The organism is Cellulomonas sp. Y8, assembly GCF_008033115.1.
Lineage (GTDB): Bacteria > Actinomycetota > Actinomycetes > Actinomycetales > Cellulomonadaceae > Cellulomonas.
Genome location: NZ_CP041203.1, coordinates 3,872,201 through 3,895,009 on the forward strand (window position 1 = coordinate 3,872,201; position 22,809 = coordinate 3,895,009).

Annotated in this window: 22 protein-coding genes and 1 other RNA gene; 12 read left to right on the top strand and 11 right to left on the bottom strand. The window is 76.6% G+C overall.

What is annotated here, in order from left to right:
* Window positions 1-127: 127 nt before the first annotated feature.
* Window positions 128-2,764, top strand: a complete 2,637-nt coding sequence (locus FKM96_RS21135; RefSeq protein ID WP_246855050.1) for a LuxR C-terminal-related transcriptional regulator — start codon at window positions 128-130, stop codon at window positions 2,762-2,764.
* 89 nt (window positions 2,765-2,853) lie between these two features.
* Here FKM96_RS21135 and FKM96_RS17565 read toward each other — a convergent pair whose 3' ends face one another.
* Window positions 2,854-3,291, bottom strand: coding sequence for a hypothetical protein (locus FKM96_RS17565; protein WP_147796330.1), 438 nt, complete (start codon window positions 3,289-3,291; stop codon window positions 2,854-2,856).
* A 58-nt stretch (window positions 3,292-3,349) separates the two neighbouring features.
* On the bottom strand, window positions 3,350-3,847 hold the full coding sequence (locus FKM96_RS17570; protein ID WP_147796331.1) for a DUF1269 domain-containing protein: 498 nt from the start codon (window positions 3,845-3,847) through the stop codon (window positions 3,350-3,352).
* A 206-nt stretch (window positions 3,848-4,053) separates the two neighbouring features.
* Between FKM96_RS17570 and FKM96_RS17575 the strand changes: the two genes are divergently transcribed.
* The 4 genes from FKM96_RS17575 to FKM96_RS17590 all read left to right on the top strand — a co-directional run bounded on the left by FKM96_RS17575 (window position 4,054) and on the right by FKM96_RS17590 (window position 7,685).
* The gene (locus FKM96_RS17575) at window positions 4,054-5,241 is read left to right on the top strand and encodes a sensor histidine kinase (protein ID WP_147796332.1); all 1,188 of its coding nucleotides are present in this window, start codon (window positions 4,054-4,056) and stop codon (window positions 5,239-5,241) included.
* Entirely contained in the window at window positions 5,238-5,900 is a 663-nt protein-coding gene (locus tag FKM96_RS17580; RefSeq protein ID WP_147796333.1) for a response regulator transcription factor, read from the top strand. Before FKM96_RS17575 ends, FKM96_RS17580 begins: the two co-directional genes overlap by 4 nt.
* A gap of 140 nt (window positions 5,901-6,040) precedes the next feature.
* Window positions 6,041-7,105: a hypothetical protein gene (locus tag FKM96_RS17585; protein ID WP_147796334.1), complete on the top strand. Its 1,065-nt coding sequence runs from the start codon at window positions 6,041-6,043 to the stop codon at window positions 7,103-7,105.
* Between the two features lie 34 nt (window positions 7,106-7,139).
* Window positions 7,140-7,685: an NUDIX hydrolase gene (locus FKM96_RS17590; protein ID WP_147796335.1), complete on the top strand. Its 546-nt coding sequence runs from the start codon at window positions 7,140-7,142 to the stop codon at window positions 7,683-7,685.
* A 9-nt stretch (window positions 7,686-7,694) separates the two neighbouring features.
* Here the strand turns inward: FKM96_RS17590 and FKM96_RS17595 are convergent, their stop codons facing one another.
* Entirely contained in the window at window positions 7,695-8,372 is a 678-nt protein-coding gene (locus FKM96_RS17595) for a hypothetical protein (RefSeq protein ID WP_210417295.1), read from the bottom strand.
* A gap of 163 nt (window positions 8,373-8,535) precedes the next feature.
* Between FKM96_RS17595 and FKM96_RS17600 the strand changes: the two genes are divergently transcribed.
* On the top strand, window positions 8,536-9,384 hold the full coding sequence (locus tag FKM96_RS17600) for a siderophore-interacting protein (protein WP_210417296.1): 849 nt from the start codon (window positions 8,536-8,538) through the stop codon (window positions 9,382-9,384).
* A 52-nt stretch (window positions 9,385-9,436) separates the two neighbouring features.
* Here the strand turns inward: FKM96_RS17600 and FKM96_RS17605 are convergent, their stop codons facing one another.
* The 3 genes from FKM96_RS17605 to FKM96_RS17615 form a co-directional block, all read right to left on the bottom strand.
* Window positions 9,437-10,012: a hypothetical protein gene (locus tag FKM96_RS17605; protein ID WP_147796336.1), complete on the bottom strand. Its 576-nt coding sequence runs from the start codon at window positions 10,010-10,012 to the stop codon at window positions 9,437-9,439.
* A 27-nt stretch (window positions 10,013-10,039) separates the two neighbouring features.
* Entirely contained in the window at window positions 10,040-10,765 is a 726-nt protein-coding gene (locus FKM96_RS17610) for an SOS response-associated peptidase (RefSeq protein WP_147796337.1), read from the bottom strand.
* A 131-nt stretch (window positions 10,766-10,896) separates the two neighbouring features.
* On the bottom strand, window positions 10,897-12,684 hold the full coding sequence (locus FKM96_RS17615; protein WP_147796338.1) for an HNH endonuclease signature motif containing protein: 1,788 nt from the start codon (window positions 12,682-12,684) through the stop codon (window positions 10,897-10,899).
* 62 nt (window positions 12,685-12,746) lie between these two features.
* Between FKM96_RS17615 and FKM96_RS17620 the strand changes: the two genes are divergently transcribed.
* The 4 genes from FKM96_RS17620 to FKM96_RS17635 are packed head-to-tail and all read left to right on the top strand — an operon-like array spanning window position 12,747 to window position 16,611.
* Entirely contained in the window at window positions 12,747-13,796 is a 1,050-nt protein-coding gene (locus FKM96_RS17620; RefSeq protein ID WP_147796339.1) for a zinc-dependent alcohol dehydrogenase family protein, read from the top strand.
* A 48-nt stretch (window positions 13,797-13,844) separates the two neighbouring features.
* Entirely contained in the window at window positions 13,845-15,086 is a 1,242-nt protein-coding gene (locus FKM96_RS17625) for a Nif3-like dinuclear metal center hexameric protein (protein ID WP_147796340.1), read from the top strand.
* Window positions 15,083-15,823: a zinc ribbon domain-containing protein gene (locus tag FKM96_RS17630; RefSeq protein WP_147796341.1), complete on the top strand. Its 741-nt coding sequence runs from the start codon at window positions 15,083-15,085 to the stop codon at window positions 15,821-15,823. Before FKM96_RS17625 ends, FKM96_RS17630 begins: the two co-directional genes overlap by 4 nt.
* Window positions 15,823-16,611, top strand: coding sequence for a histidine phosphatase family protein (locus tag FKM96_RS17635; RefSeq protein ID WP_147796342.1), 789 nt, complete (start codon window positions 15,823-15,825; stop codon window positions 16,609-16,611). Before FKM96_RS17630 ends, FKM96_RS17635 begins: the two co-directional genes overlap by 1 nt.
* On the opposite strand, the gene FKM96_RS17640 is transcribed toward FKM96_RS17635, so the two are convergent.
* Window positions 16,612-18,561 carry a threonine/serine exporter ThrE family protein gene (locus FKM96_RS17640; protein ID WP_147796343.1) on the bottom strand — a complete coding sequence of 650 codons (1,950 nt, stop codon included), beginning with the start codon at window positions 18,559-18,561 and terminating at the stop codon, window positions 16,612-16,614.
* Window positions 18,562-18,730: 169 nt separating this feature from the next.
* Window positions 18,731-19,516 carry a YaaA family protein gene (locus FKM96_RS17645; RefSeq protein ID WP_147796344.1) on the bottom strand — a complete coding sequence of 262 codons (786 nt, stop codon included), beginning with the start codon at window positions 19,514-19,516 and terminating at the stop codon, window positions 18,731-18,733.
* 127 nt (window positions 19,517-19,643) lie between these two features.
* Between FKM96_RS17645 and FKM96_RS17650 the strand changes: the two genes are divergently transcribed.
* Together FKM96_RS17650 and rnpB are read left to right on the top strand one after the other, a co-directional pair.
* Window positions 19,644-20,531, top strand: a complete 888-nt coding sequence (locus FKM96_RS17650) for a hypothetical protein (RefSeq protein ID WP_210417297.1) — start codon at window positions 19,644-19,646, stop codon at window positions 20,529-20,531.
* An 18-nt stretch (window positions 20,532-20,549) separates the two neighbouring features.
* An RNA gene (gene rnpB, locus FKM96_RS17655) (RNase P RNA component class A) lies at window positions 20,550-20,936 on the top strand.
* Window positions 20,937-20,975: 39 nt separating this feature from the next.
* Here the strand turns inward: rnpB and FKM96_RS17660 are convergent.
* The 3 genes from FKM96_RS17660 to FKM96_RS17670 all read right to left on the bottom strand — a co-directional run bounded on the left by FKM96_RS17660 (window position 20,976) and on the right by FKM96_RS17670 (window position 22,759).
* Entirely contained in the window at window positions 20,976-21,161 is a 186-nt protein-coding gene (locus tag FKM96_RS17660; protein WP_147796345.1) for a hypothetical protein, read from the bottom strand.
* Complete coding sequence (locus tag FKM96_RS17665) at window positions 21,151-21,555, bottom strand: hypothetical protein (protein WP_147796346.1); 405 nt, start codon at window positions 21,553-21,555, stop codon at window positions 21,151-21,153. The genes FKM96_RS17660 and FKM96_RS17665 overlap by 11 nt, the downstream gene beginning before the upstream one ends.
* Before the next feature lie 145 nt (window positions 21,556-21,700).
* On the bottom strand, window positions 21,701-22,759 hold the full coding sequence (locus tag FKM96_RS17670) for a type I restriction endonuclease (protein WP_246855051.1): 1,059 nt from the start codon (window positions 22,757-22,759) through the stop codon (window positions 21,701-21,703).
* Window positions 22,760-22,809 lie beyond the last annotated feature (50 nt).

A 22,809-nucleotide genomic window follows, 5' to 3' on the forward strand; every position in this document is an offset into this window, starting at 1 on the left:
GGTGAGGGAGTCAGGACAAAGCGTGACTCACGATCACCCCGGGTGTGTCACTGTGGTGGCAGGCGAACCGGGGACCCGCGAGCAGGCGGTCTACGGTGAGGTCGAGCACGCGTCGGGGGGCGTGGAGATGGACGCTGAGGACGACGGCGGCGGGGCGGTGCGCCGGGCGCGCGCGGGGGCGGGTCGCGGTCGCGCGGCCCCGGGGGGCAAGTTCACGGTCCCGCGACCACCGCGCGGTCTGGTCGTGCGGTCGCGGTGCGACGAGGCGCTGGCGACGACGGTGGCCGCGCACCGGCTGACCGTCGTCAGCGCGCCGGCGGGCTTCGGCAAGACGACGCTGCTCGCGCAGTGGGTGGCCCGCGCGCCCGGCCCGGTGGCGTGGGTCTCGCTCGACCCGCTCGACGACGAGCCCGGGCGCCTGGTGCGGGTCCTGGGCGACGCGCTCGCGCGGATCGCTCCGGGCGCCCGGCCCGAGGACGACCCGGGGCCCGACCGGGGGCTGGCCACCGTCGCCCGGCGGCTGGACGCCCTGGTCACGGCGCTCGAGGCGCTGCCGCCCGAGACGGTGGTGGTGCTGGACGACGTGCACCTGCTCTCCGCGCGCACCTCCCGCGAGGTGCTCGGGCCGGTGCTCCGCTACGCCGGTCCCCGGTTCGTGCTGGCGGGCCGGTACGACGCGGCGTTGCCGGTCAACCGGATGCGGATGGCCGGCGAGGTGGGCGAGCTGCGGGAGCGGGCGCTGGCGTTCACCGAGGAGGAGGTCGCCGACGTCGTGCGCGCGGTGGGCGTCCCGGGCGACGCCGCGGCGGTCCGGGCGCTCTGGGAGATCACGCGCGGCTGGCCGGTCGCCGTGCGGCTGGCGCTGGCCGCCGACGTGCTCGACGGGTCGGGCGAGCCGCTGGCGCAGCTGCGTGACCGCGACGTGCCGATCACGGGGTACCTGGTGGAGGAGGTCGTCGGGTCGCTGCCGGACGACCTGGCGGACTTCGTGCTGCGGGCGAGCGTGGCCGACCAGGTCGACCCCGAGCTCGCCGAGGCGCTGGTGCCGGGCGGGGCCCGGCTGCTCGACGAGTGCGTCGGCCGCGGGCTGTTCCTCACCGACGTCGGCGACGCCGGCGACGGGCCGGTCTACCGGTGGCACGCGCTGGTGGCCGCCCACGCGCGGGCCGTCCTGACCCGCCGGGACCCGCTCGCTGCGCGGGTGGCCCACCGGGTGGTGGCCGCCCACCTCGGGCCGCGCGACCCGGCGGCCGCCATCCGGCACGCCCTCGACGGGCACGCGCCGGACCTCGCGGCACGGGTGCTCGGCGAGCGGTGGCCGGACCTCGTGGTGCGCGGCGACGTCGGCCAGGTGCGCGGGCTGCGTGCGGCACTGCCGCCGCGGTACCGCAGCGACCCCGACGTGCTGCTGGCGCTCGCCGCCGCGCACGCCTACGAGGCCGACGGCGCGCGCGACGACGACGGGGGGCCGGCCTGGGTCGGCGAGCTGGTGCGGACGTTCCTCGGGCCGGGGCGCCCGTCGCTGGAGGAGTCGGTCCGCCGCGGCAGGGCCCTGCTCGACGGCGGGGTGCCCGACAGCGGGGTCCCCGACGACGCCGTCCGGGCGCTCGCGCTGTACCTCGTGGGCCGCGCCGAGCTGCAGCAGTACGGCCCCGACCCGGCCGCGCTCGGGCACCTCGCGGCCGGCGGCGCGCTCGCCGCCGAGCGGGGCTGGGTCGCGCTCGAGCTCGGCTGCCGGGCGGAGGAGGCGTTCGCCGCCTCGCTGCGTGGCGACGTCGGCGCCGCGCTGGACGGGGCACGGGCGGTGCTGGCGACCGCGGCGCTGCACGAGTGGCAGGGCACGAGCATCGTCGCTTCGGCCCACCTCGCGTGCGGTGTCGCGTCGTACTGGCGCGACGAGCTGTGCGCGGCCGCGGGACACCTGCGCGCCGCGATCGAGGCCGCGGGCCGGAACCGGCGCGAGGTCGCGGTGCACGCCGCGGGCGTGCTGGCGATCGTCTGCCTGGCGCAGGGCGACGCGCCCGGGCTCGCGCGGGCCCGGGAGATCACCGACGCGTCCTGGCCCGACGGGTCCGCGCCGGAGCACCTGACGGCGTTCCGCGACTTCCTCACTGCCGTGCAGCTGGGCGCCGAGGACCGGCCGCGCGAGGCGCTGGCGATCGTCGACGAGTCCTCGGTCGCGTTCGCGGACCCGCTCGCCCTCGGCTGGCAGAGCGACCAGCTGCTGCGCATCGGGGACATCGAGGGCGCGGAGCGCGCGCTGCGGGCGGCCGAGCACGCCGCGGCCGGCGCGGCGGACGTCCTCGGCGCGACACCGGCTCAGGTGCGGGTCGCGAACCTGGCGGCGGCCGCCGCGCTGCACGCCGACGAGGACGCGGGCGCGGCGCACGCGGCGCTCGAGGCGGCGCTCGCGGCCGCGGAGCCGCACGGGCTGGTCCGCCCGCTCCGCGACCGCGCGGCCGCCCTGCACCCGCTGCTGTCGGCGCACCTCGAGTGGGGGAGCGCGCACGAGCCGCTGGTGACGCGGCTGCTCGTCGCCGAGCACGAGGCGCCGACGCCGCGGGCCTCCGCCTGGGACCTCACCCCGCGGGAGCGGGACGTGCTGGCCTGCCTCCGGTCGTCGCTGACCTCGGAGGAGATCGCCGGCTCGCTCTTCCTGTCGATCAACACGGTGAAGACCCACATGCGGGCGATCTACCGGAAGCTCGGCGTCGACGGGCGGCGGGCCGCCGTGCGGACGGCGGTGCAGCGCGGCCTGCTCTGACCCGGGCGCCCCGCCCGCCACTGCACGTGCCGGGGCGGCGGCACCCGCCCGGGTGCCGCCGCCCTGCTGCGCGTCGGGCCCGTCCCGCGTCAGGTCGACACGGGGCGCAGCTCGCCGCCGTGCACCACCAGCGCCCAGAGCACCGTGACGCACAGCCCGATCGAGACCAGGGACCACCACGGCGTCGCCGGCAGGGCGGCGAACTGCAGCAGCAGCTCCAGGCCGACCAGGACCACCGCGGTCACCCGGGCCCAGGTGGCGGCCGTGGTCAGCAGGGAGATGCCGACCACGAACACCAGGGCCGACACCGCGAGGTGCACCCAGCCCCAGGTCGAGACGTCCACCGTCGCGAGCCCATAGCTCGTCCAGGCGACGATCGTGTGCGGCGAGAACACCGCGACCAGGCCGCTGAACATCCCCCACAGGCCCATGAGGATCATCATGAGCGCGGCGAACCAGATCCAGCCGACCCACGCCGTCTCGCGCGGCTGCACCCGGGCGCCCGGGTCCGCGTACGCCTTCGTCATGGTCGTCCCCCTCCCGACCGGGCCGTCGCCCGGTCCCCGCTCCGGCTCCGCCGACCGCTCAGGCGTTCTCCTCGAACGCCTCGCGCAGCCGGGCCTCCTCCTCCTCGGAGAGGTTCGTCTGGATCAGCTCGGGGTGGATGCCCTGCTCCTTGAGCGCCCCGAAGACCTTGTCCGGCACGGCGCCGGACGACAGCAGGAACAGCGCCGACGTGCCCGGCGTGACCTTGCTGCGCACCGACTCGATGAAGTCGTCGTCGATGCCGACGTCGGTGAGCGATCCGGCGAGCGCGCCGGCCGCCGCACCGATCGCGGCGCCGATGAGCGGGATGAAGAACAGCAGGCCGAAGAGCATGCCCCAGAAGGTGCCGCCCAGCGCGCCCGCGGCCGCGAGGCTGTGCGCCTGCCGGGTCTTCGGCTTCGACTTGTCCGGGTCCCAGGACACCGTGGCGGCGTCGTGCACCTGGATGAGCTCCTGCTTCGCCAGCGACTCGAGCGCCTGCTCGGCCTGCTGCGCGCCGCCGGGGGTCTCGAACTTCCACACGCTGAGAGTGGCCACCGTCGTGCTCCTTCGTCGGTTCGTCGTGCTCGTCGGTCTCGTCGCCGGGTGGGACGTCTGCCAGCCTCACCGGGGCGACGAGCGGCGCGCATCGCCCGGGCCGGGTGACCCCGCCGGTCCGGGGCGGGTCATCCGCGGAGGACGACGCCCCGGGGCCGCCGGGGCGCGAGGCTCGTCGCGAGCACCGACGACCGGGGGGAGTCGCCATGCCCGAGGACCGTGCCGCGACGGCGCTCGGCCACGCCCCGGACGCGGGCGCGCCGGAGCGGGCCGGCCGCGCCCCGGGGGAGCCCGAGCCGGTGCTCGCGCCGGGAGCCCCGCGCCTCGCGCTCGCCGCGGTCGCCGCCGCGGGCGGCCTGGCCCTGGTCGTCGCGCGCGCCCGCGCCGGCGTCGCGCTCGAACCCGTCGCGTGGGAGGCCGCCGCGCAGGTGGTGGGCGCCGCGACGCTGCTGCTGCGCCGGGAGGTGGTGGCGCTCGCGGTCTGCCTCGCGCTGTGCCTGGTGTCGCCCGTGCTCGCGACCCCGGTCGCCCTGTACCTCGTCGCGCGGTGGGCCGGCCCGCGCGCGGCCTGGCTCGGTCTGGTCGCCGCGCTGCTGATGGTCTGGCCGGTGTGGCAGGTCACCGCGTTCCGCACGGGCGTGGCGGTGCCGCTCCTGCTGCTGCTCGACGTGCTCGTGCCCTGGCTGGCCGGGCGCGGGCAGCGGTCGGCGGCGCACGCGGCGGTGCTGCGGGTCGCCCAGGAGCGCGCGGCCGCGGAGGCCGCCGCGCTCGCGGTCCGGCGGGCCGAGCGCACCCGGCTCGCCGGGGAGCTGCACGACGTCGTCGCGCACCGGATCAGCCTGATCGTGCTGCACGCGAACCTGCTGGATGCCGCTACCGACGACCCGGCCGTGCACGCCGCGGCGGGCGAGATCCGGGACACGGGGCGCGCGGCGCTGGACGAGATGCGCGAGGTGCTGCGGCTGCTGCGGCGGGACCCCGGCGAGGACGGGCTGGCCCGGCACGCGCTGCCGGAGGTCGAGGGGCTGGTCGCCGCCGCGCGCGACGTCGGGCAGCCCGTCACCGCGGTGGTCGCCGCCGCGCACCGCGACCCGCCCGACCCCGCGGAGCGCACCGCCGTCCGGGTCGTCCGCGAGGGCCTGACCAACGCCGTCCGGCACGCGCCCGGCGCGGGCACCCGGGTCCTGGTCGAGGACGCCGGGCCCGAGCTGCACGTCCAGGTGCTCACGACCGAGGCGCGGTCGGTGCCCACGGGGCTCACGACCGGCGGCACCGGCCTGGCCGGGCTGCGCGAGCGGGTGGCGCTGGTCGGCGGCCGGCTGGACGCCGGGCCGACGCCGGCGGGCGGGTTCCTGCTCGACGCCCGGCTGCCGAGGCGGGCGACGCCGGCGTGATCCGGGTGCTGGTCGTCGACGACGAGGCGCTGTTCCGGCAGGGCATCGCCCGCCTCGTCGCCGCCGCGCCCGACCTCGAGGTCGTCGGCGAGGCGGCCGACGGGCGGGCCGCCGTCGAGCAGGTGCGCGCGCACCGGCCCGACGTCGTGCTGCTCGACATGCAGATGCCGGTGATGGACGGTCTGAGCGCCGCGCAGGAGATCCTGCGGGCGGGCACCGGGGCGGCCGTGGTCGTCCTCACCAGCTTCCTGTCCGACCGGTACATCGTCCCGGCGCTCCGCCTGGGGGCCGCCGGCTACCTGCTCAAGGACAGCACGGTCGACGAGCTGCACCGGGGGATCCGCGCCGCGGCGGCGGGGGACGCGATGCTGTCACCGACCGTGACCCGGCGGCTGCTCGACGCCGTCGGGCCTGCGCTCTCCGGGCTGGCGCAGGAGGCCCGGGACCGGGTCGCGCCGCTCAGCGCACGGGAGCGGGACGTGCTCGCCTGCGTGGCGGAGGGGCTGTCGAACGCGGAGACGGCGCGGCGGCTCTACCTGGCGGAGCCGACCGTGAAGGCGCACCTCGCGCACGCGATGACGAAGCTCGGCGTCGACAACCGGACCCAGGCGGCGATCGTGGCGCACGACGCAGGGCTGGTGCCGCCCGCCGCGGGCTGACCCGCCGACGTCCAGGAGCATCCGTTCGGACCGGGTCGGACGAGCCGGTCGGACGAGGTCGCGGGGGTGCCCGCGGCGGGAGCGTGGTGGGTGTCGACGGGGCGGGCAGGCCGCCCCCGCACAGCCACCAGGAGCCCGCCATGTCGTCCCTCGCCCTCGCCCTCGCCGCGTCCGTCTCCGGCGCGACGCTCGTCCTCCCGGCCGCCCCGGCGGCGCCGGCGACGGACCTCGCGGGGGTGGGCGGGCACGGGATCGTCTGCACGGCGGCGGCCCCGGCGGCGTCGACGTGGGTGCTGCGGTCCGCCGCGTGGACCGAGGACGTCCCCGGGTGGACCGAGACCGTCCGCGCGGCGTGGACGGAAGAGGTGCCCGGCTGGACCGAGACGGTGCGCGAGGCGTGGACCGAGGAGGTGCCGGCGTGGACGGAGACCGTCCGCGAGGCGTGGTCCGAGCGGGTGCTCGTCACGCCCGCGCACGCCGTCGAGGAGGTCGTCACGGAGGCCTGGGACGAGACGGTCGTGGACGCGCCGGCGTGGACCGAGACGGTCGACCACCCCGCCGTCACGCGCACCGTCGAGCACCCGGCCGTCACCCGGACCGAGTGGCTGATGGAGCAGAAGAACGGGAACGGCTCGGCGTGGACCGCGGACCGGTCCACGTTCCCCGGGAACGGCTGGCGGGTCGTCGACCAGCGGGAGACCGTCGTCACGGCCGCCTGGACCGAGACCGTCGTCGACCACGCCGCGTGGACCGAGACGATCGAGCACGCGGCCGTCACGCACGTCGAGCAGCACCCCGCGGTCACCCGGACCGTCGAGGTCCCGGACGAGTGGGGCACCGTCGAGCACCCGGCCGCGACGGTCGAGCACCCCGCGACGACGGTGCAGCACCCGGCCGAGACGGTGGACCACCCCGCCCGGACGGTCGAGCACGAGGCCGTCACGGTCGACCACCCGGGGCGGACGGTCCTGCACCCGGCCGTGCTCGACGAGGTGCCCGGCGACCCCGCCGCGGCGTCCTGCGTGGCGGCGGCCGACCCGGACGCGCCGGCGGTGACGTCGTCGGCGGTGCTGGCGGCGACCGGATCGGACGCCGCGGGCCTCGCCGCCGGCGCGGTCGGCGCGGTCGGGCTGGGGCTGGTCGTGCTCGGCGCCGCGCACCTCGCGCGGCACGCCTCCCGCGGGCCGGGCGGTCGGCGACGCTGAGCCCGGCGCCCGCCCTCCTGGCACGATGGCGGGCATGTCCGCCTGGCACGCCCACGACTCCCGCACCGTCTACGAGAACCCGTGGATCCGGGTCCGCGAGGACGCGGTCACCCGGCCCGACGGCGGGGACGGGGTGTACGGCGTCGTCGAGGTCCGGCAGCCGGCGGTCTTCGTCGTCCCCGTGACCGACGACGACGAGGTGGTGCTGGTCGAGGTCGAGCGGTACACCACCGGCGCGGTGTCGCTCGAGGTGCCCGCGGGCGGGTCCGACGGCGAGGACCCGCTGGTCGCCGCGGCGCGCGAGCTGCGCGAGGAGACCGGGCTCGCCGCCGACGACTGGACGCACCTCGGGCCGGTGTTCTCGCTCAACGGCGTGGCGCACGCGCCGGGGCACGTGCTGCTCGCGCGGGGCCTGCGGCCGGCCGACGAGGCGCACGCCCAGGACGAGGAGGGCATCGTCGGCGTGCGCCGGGTCCCGTGGTCCGAGCTGCCGGCCCTGGTGCGCGCGGGCGGGATCACCGACAACGAGTCCCTGGGCGCGCTGCTGCACGCGGCGGTGGCGCTCGGCCGGGTGTCCTGACCGGGGCGCCTACGCGTTCCGGCCCGGCCTGCGCCGATCGGGGGCGGCGGGGCCGGAAGGCGTCGGCAGGGCGGCGCGACGGCTCGGCGCCGCCCGCACGCCCGCGTCCCAGCCCGGTGCCCGGCAGCCCGGCGGGGGACCGAGGTGCTCGGGGTCGAGGCCCGCCGCCGCCAGCAGCCAGGCGACGACCGAGTTCGACGTCCACATGTCCCGGACGCCCGGAGCACGACCACCCCAGGTCCGCACGGGCACGCCCGGCGCCGCCGCCAGCAGCGCCGCGGCCACCCGTGGGTCCGTGGTCGCACACCGCCGCGCGACCGCCCACGCCAGGTCCGGCACGGAGCCGCCCGCCCAGCACCGCACCTCGTAGCGGAACAGCCGGGACCTCCCGAGGACTCGCGCGCCGACGGGGCCCGTGGCGACGACGCCGCGGTCGCCCGCCGGCTGCCCCCATGCGGGGGCCACCTCGACCGCGACCTCCGGACCCGTCGCCGGCCGGACGAGCAGCGCGGCGTGCACGAGCGTCCGGCGCGGGCGGCGGTCCCGGAGCGCGGCGACGGCCTCGTAGGCGCGGCCGCTCGCGCGCACGACCCGCGGCCCGCCCGCGCCGAGCGGGATCCAGCAGAGCAGCACGCCGGGCGAGGGCCCGCCCGGATCCGGCCGGTGGTCCGTGGCGGCGGGCGTCATGCGCACCATCACGCCACCGCGCGGCGCCCGCCGCCACGGACCGACGTCCCGGGCCGGGGCGCCGCCGGGCGTGGACGGGGGATTCCGGTGCCGGGGCCGGCGGCTGCTACGGTCGCCGCTCCGGTAAGGACAGGCTTACCAACATCGACGACAGGAGCGCCCCGTGGCCCGCAGCAGCAACATCGGCGCCGGCCGGCGCAAGCCCGAGTTCACGGAGCTGCTGACGCTGCACGTGCTGCGCACCGCGCGGGTGTCGACCGGGTTCGTCCGGGTCACGCTGGGGGGCGGCGACGCGGCGCGGTTCCGGCCGATGGGCTACGACCAGTGGTTCCGGCTGTTCATCCCCGTCGCCGACGACGCGGTGCTGTCGCGGCTGCCGAACAGGCTCGACACCCTCGCGTACCTCAAGTACCTCGCGATCGCGCGGACCGAGCGCCCCGTGCTGCGGAACTACACCGTCCGCGCGCACCGGCCCGACGGACCCGAGGGCCCGGAGCTCGACGTCGACTTCGTGCTGCACGGCACCCCCGAGGACGGCACCTCCGGGCCCGCCGCGACCTGGGCGCAGACCTGCGCGCCCGGGGACGCCGTCGCGATCCTCGACGAGGGCATCACGTTCCCCGCGGCCGCCGCGCACGACCGGGTGCTGCTCGTCGCCGACGAGACCGGGCTGCCCGCGGTCGCCGGCATCCTCGGCTCGCTCGGCACCGGCGCCCGGGGCGTCGCCGTCGTCGAGGTGCCGCACGCCGACGACGTCCAGGACCTCGCCGGCCCGGCCGGCGTCCAGGTGCGCTGGGTGGTGCGCGACGACCCGCACGCCGTGGCGGGGCCGGCGGCGCTCGCGGCGGTCGAGGCGCTGCCCGTCCCGGACGAGCCGGTCACGGCCTGGGTGGTGGGGGAGCAGTCGCTGGTCGCCGCGGCCCGGCGGCACTGGGTCGCTGCGGGCGTGCCGAAGCAGGACGTCACGTTCTGCGGCTACTGGCGGGCGGCGAAGGCGCGCGTGGCGGCCTGACGGGCGCGTACGAGCCGTGCCTCTCGACGGCCGAGAGGCCGGTCCGAGTCGGTCACGGCACAGGAAGCCCTCGGGCAGCCAGCGCCCGCGCGATCAGCGCGTCGTCGGAGCCGGCTCGGGCGAGCCGAGCCCGAACCGCGTGCTGCCGGTCCGCCTGCCCGCGCAGCAGCATCGTCGCGAGCTGCACCTCCAGCGGCACCACCGGCACGTCGCGCCCGCGCCAGCCGACGGTCCGCCGCGTCTTCCAGACCGCCGTCCCCATCGTCTCGACGACCGCCGTGTCGCCCAGATCGACCCGGATCCGCGCCAGCTCCAGCTTCCCGCCGCCGACCCACCAGCGTCCGAACAGCCACTCGCCGTCCGGCGTCGCGACCAGGGGTCGGTCGGGCGCGCTGAGGAACGAGTCGAGCTCCCTGGACGCAGGTCCCGGGACGGCGAACTCCACGAGCTGCTCGGCGAGCACCCGCATGGCGTCGTCGGACGTGCCGGGGTGCACGAGGACGTCGACGTCACCCGGCTCGACCGCGACGCCCTGCAGGCGGGTCGCGGCACTGCCGACGACCATCCACGCGACGTCGTCGTCCGCGACCGCGAGAAACGCCTCCAGAGCGCTGTCCCAGCCGGGCACGCCGCCTCCTTCTCAGGACCCCGCTGCTCAGCCCTGAGTCTCGGGCCCGGCCTCATGGGCTACCGGCTCGACGAGCCCCGGGCCGTCGTTCGCCACGTTGCCCACGGCCCGCCCGACCTCGCGCGGCGTCAGGTGCGGCTCCGGCACGTTCACCAGCATCGCCCCGACCTCGTCGGCCGCGGTGATCGACGGGTCGAGCCAGCCGTCCCACAGGTGACCGGGCAGCAGCACGGGGCAGCGGTCGTGGATGTGCCCGAGGCTGTCGGTCGCGGGGCGCGTGATGATCGTGACCGTCCACAGCCAGCGCGTCGGGTCGTCGTCGGCCTTGGCGTGGTCGCGCCACAGCTCGTACAGCCCGGCGGCCGCCAGCGGCTCGGCCCCGTGCAGGAAGTACGGCGTCTTGGGGCCGCGCTCGTTGGCCTGCCACTCGTAGTAGCCGTCCATCGGGACCAGCGCGCGCCGCCTCGCCGCCGCCTTCCGGAACGCCGGCTTGTCGAGCACCGTCTCCGAGCGCGCGTTGATCATGCGCGACCCGATCGACACGTCCTTGGCCCACGACGGCACCAGGCCCCACCGGGCCTGCCGGAGCTGGCGCTGCGGGCCGTCGTCCTCGACGCGCTCGAGCACCACCGGCACGTCCTGGGTCGGGGCGACGTTCCAGGACGGTCCCGGGTGCTCGCCGAGGATCCGGTCGATCGCGAGGTCGCGCTCGAGCTGGTCGGCGGCACGGGTCTGCGCGTAGCGGCCACACATGGGGCCCAGTGTGCCGCGCACCACCGACATCGACGACGCGAAGGGTGCCGGGCACGGGCCGGGCTCGGGTCGCGGGATCGGGCCTGCGCCCGGGACGGGAGCTCGGGCCCGAGCGGCTAGAACCTGAGCGGCTAGAACGGGGGCGGTGCGTCGTGGGGGTCGGCCGTGGCGTCGTGGCACTGACCAGTGCCGGGCCGGGTGAGGTACCGGTGTCCGGTGGGGGTGATCCACTCGTAGAGCCCGGGGCTGATCTGCCGCAGCCGGAAGCCGCCGTCGGTCTTGAGTCGGTGGTGCCGGTGGCACACCGGCCCGAGGTTGTCGGCGTCGGTGCGGCCCAGGGGCGCGTCGAGGTCGCCGCCGGGTTGGGGGTGGAACTCCTGGGTGTGGTCGAGCTCGCAGGCGCAGGCCGGGACTCTGCACCCGGGTGCGGCGCAGGTCTTGTCGCGGGTGCGGATGAGGTCGGCCAGGGCGGCGGGTGGTCGGTAGCGTTCGCGGCCGACGTCCAGGACCCGGGCGGTGAGCGGGTCGGTGACGATTCGCTGCCAGACCCCGCCGATCGCCAGGGCCCTTGCCTGGACGGCGTCGATGGGGCCGTGCCCGTCGAGGTGCGCCGGCTGGTCGTCCAGGCCGAGCAGGGTGGACGCGGGGATGGTGATCCGGACCTCGGCGCCGGGGCGTCCCGAGCAGCGGGTGCAGCCACGACGCGCGGTGGCAGTCGTGGTCGCGACGGTGCTGGTCCTGATCGCGGTGTCGGTCGCGGCCTCGGTGCCGGTCGCGGTCCCGGTCGGTGCGTCCGGAGCGCCGGGCAGCGAAGCGCGGCTTACCTGGTCGCGCGCGGGGTGCGTGGCGGTGTCGTCGACCGGGGTGAGGGTGGCGATCGGGATCGGCTCGACCGGGCGCATGAGCAGCGCGCCGTCCCGGTCGGTGGAGGTCGCCCCGTTCCACGACCGCTTCGGCTCCGGCGGCACGGGCAGGCCCGGGGACAGGTGGACCTCGAACGCCGGCCCGTCGGATGCGGGGACGTCGCCGACCACCAGGTCGCGCAGCCCGTCGGCCCGCAGCTGATCCAGGGTCCGGTCGTCGCCGAGCGCTTTGGCGGTCTTCGCCGCGTGGGTCAGGACCCCGTCGACGCGCAGTGCGTCCGCCGCGTCCAGAACCAGCCACATGGAGGCCATGCCGTCCGGCTGCGGGCGGGGGTGGGAGACCTTGCGGGTGCAGCGGGCGCGCTCGCGGCGGGCGGCGGCGCCCTCGGGGTCGACCAGGCGGATCTCCCGCGCCACGCGCTGCCGCAGTTCGGCGACCGAGCACTGATCGGCGTCCGGCAGGACCGCGTCCTCGACCGCGTGCGCGACCTGGAAGGGCAGGTCCGCCAGCCCTGCGGTCAGGACCTGGGCCTTGGCGGGATCGAGGTGACCGACCTCCAGGGCCTCCCGGGTCGCGCCGAGCATGCTGTCGAGCACCAGGGCCCGGTGCACGGTCTTCGTCGCGGCGACCCGCGACCACCCCAGGCGCATCGCGAGCTCGTCGCCCGCGACGCACGCCTGCGTGGGCGGGGCACCCGCCAGCGGCGACCACTCCGGGCTCATTTCCTCCCGGGAGGCGAGCTCCGCGATCAGGCCCAGGGTCCGGGCGTGCTGGTAGGACTCGATCCGGGTCTGCGCGGCGATCACCTCGACCACGATCGCCGAGGGCAGCACGCTCGCATCCAGCCCCCGCAACCACGCATCGAGCTCGGGTCCGGGCTCGCAGGACCGGATCGCCTCGATCTGCCGCTGCTCACCCGTCCGCGGCGCCCCACCGGCCGCGACGACGGGGTCCGGGCCGAAGTCCGTCAGGCAGGTCCCGTCGGGCCCGTAGACCGGCAGCACCACCGCGGCGACCGGGTCGCCGTCGGGGTGTTCCTGCAGGTCAGATGCCATGGAACGACACTACCGGCCACCACTGACACGCCCGCCGGACGCCCCCGTCGTAGGCTGCCCCCGTGCGAGCGACCCTCATCCACGGCCCCCACGACGTCCGCCTCGAGCAGGTCCCGGACCCGACGATCCAGCGCCCCACCGACGCCCTCGTGCGCGTGGTCGCGGCGTGCGTGTGCGGCTCCGACCTGTGGCCGTACCGCGGCGTGCGCCCGACCAGGCAGCCGCGCCGGATCGGGCACGAGTTCGTCGGCGTGGTCGAGGAGGTCGGGTCGGACGTCCGGACGCTGCGGCCGGGCCAGTTCGTCGTCGCGCCGTTCACCGTCTCGGACGGCACCTGCGTGCACTGCCGCAACGGCGTGCCGACGTCCTGCGTGCACAGCAGCGGCTGGGGCGGCGACGACGCCGAGGGCGTGTTCACCGACGCCGGGCAGGGCGAGTACGTCCGGGTCCCGCTGGCCGACGGCACGCTCGTCGCGATGCCGGACACCCCCGACGCCGACCTGCTGCCGCACGTCCTCACGCTGACCGACGTCATGGGCACCGGGCACCACGCCGCGCTCTCGGCAGGCGTCGGACCCGGCTCGACGGTGGCCGTGGTCGGCGACGGCGCGGTCGGCCTGTGCGCGGTGCTCGCGGCGAAGCGGCTCGGTGCGGAGCGCGTGATCGCGATGTCGCGGCACGCGTCCCGCCAGGCCCTGGCGCGCGAGTTCGGCGCGACCGACGTCGTCGCGGAGCGGGGCGACGAGGGCGCCGCGGCGGTGCGCGACCTGCTCGGTGGCGTCGGCCCGGACCAGGTGCTGGAGTGCGTCGGCACCAAGGAGTCGATGCAGCAGGCGCTCGACACCGCGCGGCCCGGCGGGCAGGTCGGCTTCGTCGGCGTCCCCGCGGGCGGGCCGGAGCTGCCGGTGCAGCAGATGTTCGGCAGCAACGTAGGCGTCCGCGGGGGGATCGCCCCGGTGCGCGCGTACATCGAGGAGCTCGCCGCCGAGGTGTGGTCCGGCAGGATCCTGCCGGGCAAGGTGTTCGACCTGGTGCTGCCGCTGGACGAGGTCGCCGAGGCGTACGCCGCGATGGACGAGCGCCGCGCGATCAAGTCGATGCTGCTGCCCTGACGCGTGCGGTGCGGCGAGGGCGTGACCGGCACCGGTAGGTTCGACCGCGTGAGCCAGCCCGCCCCGCCGCCCACCCCCTCGCCCGCGCACGCCACCCTCGCCGACGTCGTCGGCGTGCTGGATCGCCGCTACCCGCCGCGCACCGCCGAGTCGTGGGACCGCGTCGGCCTGGTGACCGGCGACCCCGGCCAACCGGTCCGCCGGGTGCTGTTCGCCGTCGACCCGCTGGCCGCCGTCGTCGACGAGGCGCTGGACTGGGGCGCGGACCTGGTGGTCGTGCACCACCCGCTGCTGCTCCGCGGGATCCACTCGGTCGCCGCGACCAGCGCCAAGGGTGCGCTGCTGCACAGGTTGATCCGGGGCGGGGTCGCCCTGTACACCGCGCACACCAACGCGGACGCGGCGGCGGGCGGGGTCGCGGACGAGCTCGCCCGGCTGGTCGGGCTCGAGGACCTGCGCCCCCTGGTCCCCGCGCCCGCGGAGCCGCTCGACAAGCACGTCGTGTTCGTCCCGGCGGGCGACGCGGAGCGCCTGGTCGACGCCCTCGCCGCGGCCGGCGCCGGCGCGATCGGCGAGTACAGCCGCTGCGCCTGGACCAGCACCGGCGAGGGCACGTTCACGCCGTCCGACAGGGCCGACCCGGCGATCGGCCGCGCCGGCGAGGCCGCCCGCGTGGTCGAGGCCCGGGTCGAGATGGTGGCGCCGCGCCGGCTCCGTGCCGCGGTCGTCGCCGCGATGCGCGCCGCGCACCCCTACGAGGAGCCGGCCTTCGACGTGCTGGAGCTCGCGACCTGGGACGGCCCGACCGGCACCGGCCGCGTCGGGCACCTGGCCGAGCCGCTGAGCCTGCACGCGTTCGCCGAGCGGGTCGCCGCCGCGCTGCCCGCCACGGCGCAGGGCATCCGGTACGCCGGCCCGGCGGACGCGACCGTGCGGACGGTGGCCGTCGTCGGCGGGTCGGGCGACTCGCTGTTCGACGACGTCCGGTCGTCCGGCGCCGACGCCTACCTGACCGCCGACCTGCGGCACCACCCGGCCTCCGAGCTGCGCGAGCGCGCCGAGTTCGAGGCCCGCGGGGCCGCCGCCAGCCCGCCGTACCTGGTGGACGCCGCGCACTTCGCCTCCGAGTGGCCCTGGCTGCGGGGCGCGGAGCGCGACCTGCGCGCCGACCTGGCCGCGCGCGGCACTACGGTGGAGACCCGCGTGAGCACCCTGCGCACCGACCCGTGGACCGGCCGCGTCCCGGCGCCCTCCAGCACCACCGCACCGTCGGAAGGACACCACCCGTGACCAAGGCCTCCCCGCAGGACCAGAAGCGGCTGCTCGACCTCCAGGGGCTCGACACCAAGCTCGACCAGCTGGCCCACAAGCGCACCGCGCTCCCGCAGCACAAGCGGATCGCGGAGCTCGACGCGCAGCTGAAGGACCTGGACACCGCGATCGCCGCCTCCCGCACCGCGGTCGGCGACATCCAGCGCGAGGTCAGCAAGGCCGAGTCCGACGTGCAGCAGGTCCGGGACCGCGCCGCGCGCGACCAGACGCGGCTCGACTCCGGCCAGGGCTCCGCGAAGGACCTGCAGGCGCTGCAGAGCGAGCTCGTCTCGCTGGCCCGCCGGCAGGGCGACCTCGAGGAGGTCGAGCTGGAGGCGATGGAGCGGCTGGAGGCGCACGAGGGCACCCTCGGCGAGCTCACCACCGCGCACGCCGCGCTGCTCAACGACCGCGCGGCCGTCGTGGCCGAGCGCGACGCCGAGCTCGCGATCATCGAGAAGCAGGCCGGCGAGGTGACGACCCAGCGCGACGCGATGGCCGCCCCGCTGGCCGAGCCGCTGATCCAGCTCTACGACCGGCTGCGCGGCCGGCTCGGCGGCGTGGCCGTCGCGGCGCTGCGGCACGGGCGGTCCGAGGGCAGCGGCCTGCCGGTCCCCGCCACCGAGCTCGCCAAGATCAAGGCGACGCCCGAGGACGAGATCGTCTACTGCGAGGACTCCGGCCGGATCCTGGTCCGCGGCGAGGACGCGTACTGATGCCCGCCGACGGCCCGCAGGGCAGCGCGCAGCCGCTGGAGCCCGAGGCCGGCACCCCGGCGCCGCCCGGGCGGGGCGAGCAGCCCGCGCGCCGCGGCCGGCCGTCGGGTGCGGCGGTGCGGTTCGACGACGCCCAGCCGGTGACCGTCATCCTGGTGCGGCACGGCGAGACCGAGATGACCGTCTCGCGCGGCTACTCGGGCTCGTCGGAGCCCGGCCCGTCGCTGACCGAGCGCGGCCGCGCGCAGGCCGCCGCCGCGGGCGAGCTGGTCCGGCGGGTCGGCGACGACCTGTGGGGCGACGTCCCGTACCCGACCGAGCTGATCGCGTCGCCGATGGTCCGGACCCAGGAGACCGCGGCGATCATCGGCGCACGCCTCGGGCTCACCCCGCGCGTGGACGCCGCGTTCCAGGAGGCCGACTTCGGCGCCTGGCAGGGGCTCACCGCCGAGGAGATCGAGCAGCGCTGGCCCGGGCAGCTCGAGCCCTGGCACACCCGCGCCGACCTGCGGCCCGAGGGCGGCGAGTCGATCGCCGACGTGGGGGAGCGGATCGGCGCGGCGCTCGACGGTCTGCTGGCGGCGGGCACCGACCGCACCGTGGTCGTCGTGTCGCACGCCGTGTCGATCCGGGCCGCTCTCGGCCGGACCATGGGCGCGCAGCCCGGGTCGTGGAGCCAGCTGCGGGTCGCGCCGGCGTCGGTGAGCATCGTGCGGCTGTTCGCGGACAAGCGCGACGAGGTCGCCGTCGCCGGGGCGCCGAGCGAGGGCTGGCCGGCGCGCGGCTGATCAGACCGGCGGGTCGGTGCGGCCGCGGCGCGGCCACGGCCGGGCCGCCGGCATCAGGCCCGGCACGCCGCCCAGCGACCACCGCGCCTGCCGGCCGGGCAGGCCCCGCGCCGCGGACAGCCCCACGAGCACGCCCAGCGCGATCGCCACCATCGTCCCGCCGGTCGTGACCAGCGTGGACACCCCGTTGCTGTCGCCGTCGAGCAGGCTGGTGACCCCGACCAGCCCGAGCGCCCCCGGCACCAGCAGCCAGAACGCGGGCAGGAACGACACCAGCGGCGACGGCCCGGAGGGGAACCGGGCCACGGCCAGCGCCACCGGCGTCATCGCGAGCGCGCCGACGAACGCCGACAGCGCCCCGCCCAGCAGCGCGTCGCCGAGCACCTGCGCCCCGTACGCGACGGCGAGCACGAGGATCACCCAGCCGATCGTCCGCGGCCGGCCGCACCGGTAGACCACCGTCCCGGCGCCGAACGCCGCGACCCCGATCCACGGCGCCAGCGGCCCGAGCGGGTGGCCGCCGGTCGCCAGGTCGACGGCGGGGACGCCCACCAGCGCGGCGGCCGCGACGATGCCGCCCGCCAGCATCACGAGCTGCATCGCGCCCGCCGCGATCCGCCCGGCGCCGGACAGCATCTGCCCGGTCGCGAGCTCGATGACGCCCGTGGTGAGCAGCCCGCCCGGCAGGAACAGCACGAGCGGCGCGATCAGCGAGGGCAGCACGCCGAGGTCCGGGACCACGCGCGCGGCGAGCAGCACGGCGGCCGCCACGACGAACGCCGACGCCACGGTGACCAGCACCTCGACGCCGCTCGGCATCCGGCCGACGACCAGCTGCACCGCGCCCACGGCCAGGCCCAGACCGGCGGCGACCAGCAGGTCCACCCAGGACCCGCCGAGCAGCGCGGCGAGGCCCACCGACAGGAGCAGGTACCCGCCGAGCCGCGCGAGCATGCCGAACGGCGGCGCCGCGGTCCGCAGCAGGGTGATGCGCGCGGTCACGCCGGCGACGTCGGCGTCCGGCGCCGACGCGTCGCGGAGCACGTCGGTGAGCTCGTCGACCTGGTGCAGCATCAGCGGCCGCCGCCCGGTCGACACGGCCGCGGTCGCGACGCCGTCGCCGTCGGGGACGGACACGAGCAGCGCGGTCGGCAGGACGACGGTCTCGGTGCCGGCGACGCCGTGCACGGCGGCGAGCTCGTCGAGCGTGTCGGCGACCGAGGACACCGTGTGGCCGGCGTCGACCATCGCCTCGCCCGCGACGACCATGAGGCGCAGCACCTCGGCGGACGTCGGCGGTGGGCGCAGCTCGGCGGTGTCGTCGGCGGCTCCGTCCGCGCCCGCCGCGCCGGACGGCACCGGCGTCGCACCGGCCGCGCCGCCGTCGGCACCCTGGGCGGCCAGCCGGGCACGCCGGGCCGAGATCGCGACGACCGCGACCGCGCCGGCCACCACGACCACCAGGGCCGTGAGCAGCTGGGCCCACGGCGTCGAGGACGTGGTGACGGCGGGCGGGCGGCTGAACTGCTGCGAGCCACCGACCCCCGCGTCGGTCGGCGTCGGGGTGGGAGCGGGCGACGGGGTGCCCGTCGACGAGGGCTCGGGCGTCGGTGTCGGGGTGGGCGCCGGCTCCGGCTCCGGCTCGGTCGTCGGCACCGGGACGGGGACCTGCTGGGTCGGCGTCGGGGTCGGCACCGGGGTCGGGACGGGCTGCGCGGGCGACACCGTGGGCGACGGGGCGGGGACCGCGGCGTCGCCGGTGCCCGTGCCGGTGTCCTGGCCGTCGCCGGTGGTCGTCCCGGGGACGGTCGCGCCGCCGCGCTCCGCGGACGAGCCGCCGCCGGACGTCGTCGCGCCCGCGGGTCCGCCGGCGACCGCGAGGACGCCGGCCAGTGCCAGGACGAGCACCAGCAGCAGCGCCGCGATCCGCGCGGTGCCCGTGCGTCGCATGCTGCTGCCGTCCCCGTCCTGCCGGTCGCTGTCGTCGGGCGGCCGCCCGGACCCGCACCACGCTAGCCCGGGCGCTCGCCCGGGGCGTGCCGTGACGGTGGGCGGCGGGTGGGCGCCGGGTGAAGGCCCGGTGCAGGGGCCCGCGGGTCGCGTCTGGGGTCCGCCGGGGTCAGGCGACGACGAGCGACAGCGTGGCTGCGCGGCCCGCCGGGGCGTCCAGCTCGACCGCGAGCAGCTCGGTGCCCACCAGCTCGCGGGCCGCCCGGGCGAGGTGCTCGGGCGTCGTGGGTGCCGCGCCCCGCCGGGTGACGAGGTGCCGGGTCAGCACGCCCCGGGTGTGCTTCGCGTGGTGCGAGACCACGGAGCGCTTCCCGTCGACCTCGCGGAGCACCCGCACCTGCACCCACGACCCGTGGGCGGCGCGCGGCGGCTTCCACGCGGCGAGGTACGTCGCGGACCGGCAGTCGACGACCAGCTCGCCCGCCTCGGCCCGCGGGTCGAGCTCGGCGCGCAGCGGCTCCCGCCACGCGGCCGCCAGCGGCCCGACGCCGGGCAGGTCCACGCCCATCGACAGCCGGTACGCCGGGATGCGGTCCTCGGGGGCGACCAGCCCCCACAGCCCGGACACGACCCGCACGCTCTCCGCCGCCCGGCGGCGCTGCGCCGTCGTCAGCCGGTCGAGCCCCGCCGCCCCGTAGAGCACGCCCGTGTAGACGGCGCGGGCCTCGGCGGCGGGCGCGTGCCGCAGGTCGACGTTGCGGGCGACCTCGTCGGCGATGCCCGCGCCCACGCCCAGCACCTCGACGGCGTCCGGCCGGGCGCTCGCCGCGACCAGGGCGTCGAGCACCCGCTCGCGGGTCGGCGTCAGGGCCGGGGCGGACAGGGCGGCCAGGTCGAGGGCGGCGCCGCGCACCGGCGCGGTCTTGCCCTCGGACGGGGGGAGCAGGATGAGCACGCGCTGAACTGTAGGCGGCGCGGGGCGCCGAGCAGGGGCGGGTCGGGCGTGCGGTGCGCCACGTGGCCGCCGAGGTCGCTGCCCTGATCGCCCGCGCGGGCGGCCCGCGCGGTGCGACCATCGCCGGGTGCTGACGCGGGGGATGGACGGGGCGACGCGGCTCTGGGTGCGGGCGACGGGGCGCCGGGTCGACCTGGCGACGACGCCGTGGTTGCAGGGGCCGGTCGGGGACGTCGACCGGGTCGGCGACGCGTGGCTCCCGGGCGAGGCGGCGCGGCTGGGTGCGACGGTGGGTGGGTCCGTCGACCCCGGTGCCGGGACCAGCGGCCTGCTCGGGTCGATGGCGGACCTCGACCGGACCGACTTCGCCGCCGACGCACTGGCCGCCCCCGTGCGCCGGTTCTACGAGTGCACCTCCGGCTGGCGGCTGGACGCCTGGGTCGGGTGGGCGCCGTGGGCGTGGCCGTTCGGCTGGGCGGTCGCGGCGCTGTTCGCCCGCCGGCTCGACCAGCTCGCGCTGCCGATGCGGTCGCTCGACCCCGCGCACGGCATGTCGAGCGCGGTCACGCCCCTCGTCCGGGACGGCGACCAGGTCGGCGCGCTGTGGCTCCGCCGGCTGCGGGCGACCGGGCGGATCGTGTTCAGCGGCCTCTACGGCGTCGTCCGGCTGCCCGGCTCTGCCGAGCCGGCCGTCCGCGTCACCTTCCCGCTGCCGCGCGGGCGGCTGGTCGTCCTGCTCCGGCCGACTGCCACCGCGCGCGGCGGGCTCGTGCTGACGTCGGGCGCCGGCGGCTGGGGCGACCCCGGCGCGTACCTGGTGGTCGACCGGCCGGGCGGGTGCTGGGCGCGGCGCATCCCGGTGCACGAGCGGTTCTACGTGTTCGTCGACGACGAGGGCGTGCTCCGCACCGACCACGACCTGCGCCTCGGCACGCTCCCGGTGCTGCGGCTGCACTACCGGCTGACGGAGACGGTCGACGAGGACGGGGAGCGCGGGCGGCGCGCCGGGGCGTAGTAGGCTGACCGGCGCGGATGAGCTGGCCAGGCGGCCGCGTCGAGCCCTCGGGCTCGCCGAGGAACGTCCGGGCTCCACAGGGCAGGGTGGTGGGTAACGCCCACCCGGGGTGACCCGCGGGACAGTGCCACAGAAAGCAGACCGCCACCGCACGGCTCTCGGGCCGGACGGTGGTAAGGGTGAAACGGTGGTGTAAGAGACCACCAGCGTGCCGGGCGACCGGCACGGCTCGGTAAACCCCACCCGGAGCAAGGCCAGACAGGGAGCGTTCGAGGGCTGCTCGTCCGAGCTCCCGGGTAGGCCGCTGGAGGCGTACGGCAACGTGCGTCGTAGATGGATGGTCGCCACCCGCGCGGGGGTAACCGCGCGCGGGGACAGAACCCGGCGTACCGGCCAGCTCATCCGCATCCAGCATCCCGACCCAGCGGGTCGGGAGCACGTGCGTCAGCGCACGTCGCTCGCGTCCTTCGTGGCCGCCGACAGCGCCCTCGCCTGCGCGACCGCCTTGATCGCCTTCGGCGTCACACGGCCGGACCGCTGATCTGCCTTGACTCGCACCTGCGCGGCGCGCTTCTCGGTCGGCGTGACCTCGACGACCCGGCGTCGCGCCTCGGTCTCGTCAGTCGTCACGATCGATCTCCTCACGCAGTCGATAGTCCGCCTCGTCCTCATCATGGGCTCTCGCTCGGAATCGCGCCAGGATCGGTTCCATCGCCTCGCCGATCAGCGCGGACTCCTCACGAGAGGGCGCCTGGTCGACGAGCACGCTCAGCATCGCGATGCCCAGGTCCTGCTCGTGGCTCGTGGTGCAGTGGACCCGCGCGATCGCCCACTGCGTCTTGGTCCACCAGCGGTCGCGTCGGCTCGACCGCCAGGTGATGAGCGCAGCGAGCACGGCACCGAACACGGCGCCCGCCAGCAGCAGTGCCGGCCCGAGCGCGGAGACGACGCGGACCGACATCGGCAGAGGCGGTTCGAGGTCCGCCGCCGCCGTGAGGAGGGCAGAGATCGCGGCGGGCACCATCAGCGCAAGCCGTTACCCGAGATCGAGTGGCGCATCGTTCCCTCCCGTCCGGACGTGTGCCCGCAGTGTGGCGCGCGGCGCGCACGCAGCACCGACCGGAGGCACCTACTCAGCGGTGCCGGTCCCGAGGGGGGTCGAACTCCTCCTACTTGTAGCGCCGGACGGCCTCCCTGATCTCGTCGGAGTACCGGTAGATGTCCTCCAGAGCGTCGATCGCGTGGCGCGACTCGACCTTCTCCTCGTCCAGCAACCCGAGGTACTTCTGGCTGGTGTTGAAGTGCAGGCGGGCGACCGGGCGCCGGTTGTTGTCGTCGATCAGGACCCCGAAGTAGGACTTGGTGTCGCGGGCGACGATGCGGGAGGCGGGGATCTCGCTGCACCCGATCGCTCGGATGATCTGGAATGCCTCGAGCTCCTCCAGCGTGGTGACGACACCCCGATCCTGGGCGTTCTCCGCCTCGGCGATGCTCTCCTCAGCGGCGACCTCGCCCGTGAGCGCCTCCGGCGATGCGGTGAACGCACCGTTCTGCGTCCCGAGGGCGGCCTTCAACCGCTCGTTGACCTGGTCGGCGAGGAACTGCTTCGACGCCTTGCGGACGAGTGGTCCGAACTGGTCACGGACCTTCTGGGTGATCGAACCGTCGTATACCCGGGTGATCAGCAGGCGCAGCCAGTCGTTGTCGGGCTCGCGGAACTCGGCTCCCAGGACGCGCTTGATCGCGCCGACGTACTTCAGCTCCTCGGCCGCGTTCACGATCGAGTCGAGGTCGAAGAACTCCTTGCCCATCTTCTCGACCTCAGGGAACACCGAGGGGTCGAGGTCGGCGAGGTCGAGCTGCAGGAAGGGCTTCTCGTCCATCCGGTTGGGGCGGTCGAGGTCAGTGAAGAAGTGGTACTGCTCGCCGTTGGTGAGGACGGCGATGCGGGCGTTCGTGGTCGCGAAGTAGCGGAACAGCTGTGACGCGTGGTTGATCGAGAGCGGGGCGCCCACGGTCTTGCACTCGATCAGCATCTGGACCTCGCCGTCCTTGACGATGGCGTAGTCGATCTTCTCGCCCTTCTTGATGCCCACATCGGCGGTGAACTCCGGGACGACCTCCTGCGGGTTGAAGACGTCGTACCCGAGGACCAGTGCGATGAAGGGCATGACGAACGCGTTCTTCGTCGCCTCCTCGGTCTGGATGGACGCCTTCTGCTGCTGCACCTTGCTCGCCAACGAAGCGAAAGGAGCACGTGGACAACGACGCGTGGCCC

Coding starts and splice junctions, on each gene's coding strand:
- FKM96_RS21135 (WP_246855050.1), top strand. CDS start 128: ATGGACGCTGAGGACGACGGCGGCGGGGCGGTGCGCCGGGCGCGCGCG.
- FKM96_RS17565 (WP_147796330.1), bottom strand. CDS start 3,291: ATGACGAAGGCGTACGCGGACCCGGGCGCCCGGGTGCAGCCGCGCGAG.
- FKM96_RS17575 (WP_147796332.1), top strand. CDS start 4,054: ATGCCCGAGGACCGTGCCGCGACGGCGCTCGGCCACGCCCCGGACGCG.
- FKM96_RS17585 (WP_147796334.1), top strand. CDS start 6,041: ATGTCGTCCCTCGCCCTCGCCCTCGCCGCGTCCGTCTCCGGCGCGACG.
- FKM96_RS17590 (WP_147796335.1), top strand. CDS start 7,140: ATGTCCGCCTGGCACGCCCACGACTCCCGCACCGTCTACGAGAACCCG.
- FKM96_RS17595 (WP_210417295.1), bottom strand. CDS start 8,372: ATGACGCCCGCCGCCACGGACCACCGGCCGGATCCGGGCGGGCCCTCG.
- FKM96_RS17610 (WP_147796337.1), bottom strand. CDS start 10,765: ATGTGTGGCCGCTACGCGCAGACCCGTGCCGCCGACCAGCTCGAGCGC.
- FKM96_RS17615 (WP_147796338.1), bottom strand. CDS start 12,684: ATGGCATCTGACCTGCAGGAACACCCCGACGGCGACCCGGTCGCCGCG.
- FKM96_RS17635 (WP_147796342.1), top strand. CDS start 15,823: ATGCCCGCCGACGGCCCGCAGGGCAGCGCGCAGCCGCTGGAGCCCGAG.
- FKM96_RS17640 (WP_147796343.1), bottom strand. CDS start 18,561: ATGCGACGCACGGGCACCGCGCGGATCGCGGCGCTGCTGCTGGTGCTC.
- FKM96_RS17665 (WP_147796346.1), bottom strand. CDS start 21,555: ATGGTGCCCGCCGCGATCTCTGCCCTCCTCACGGCGGCGGCGGACCTC.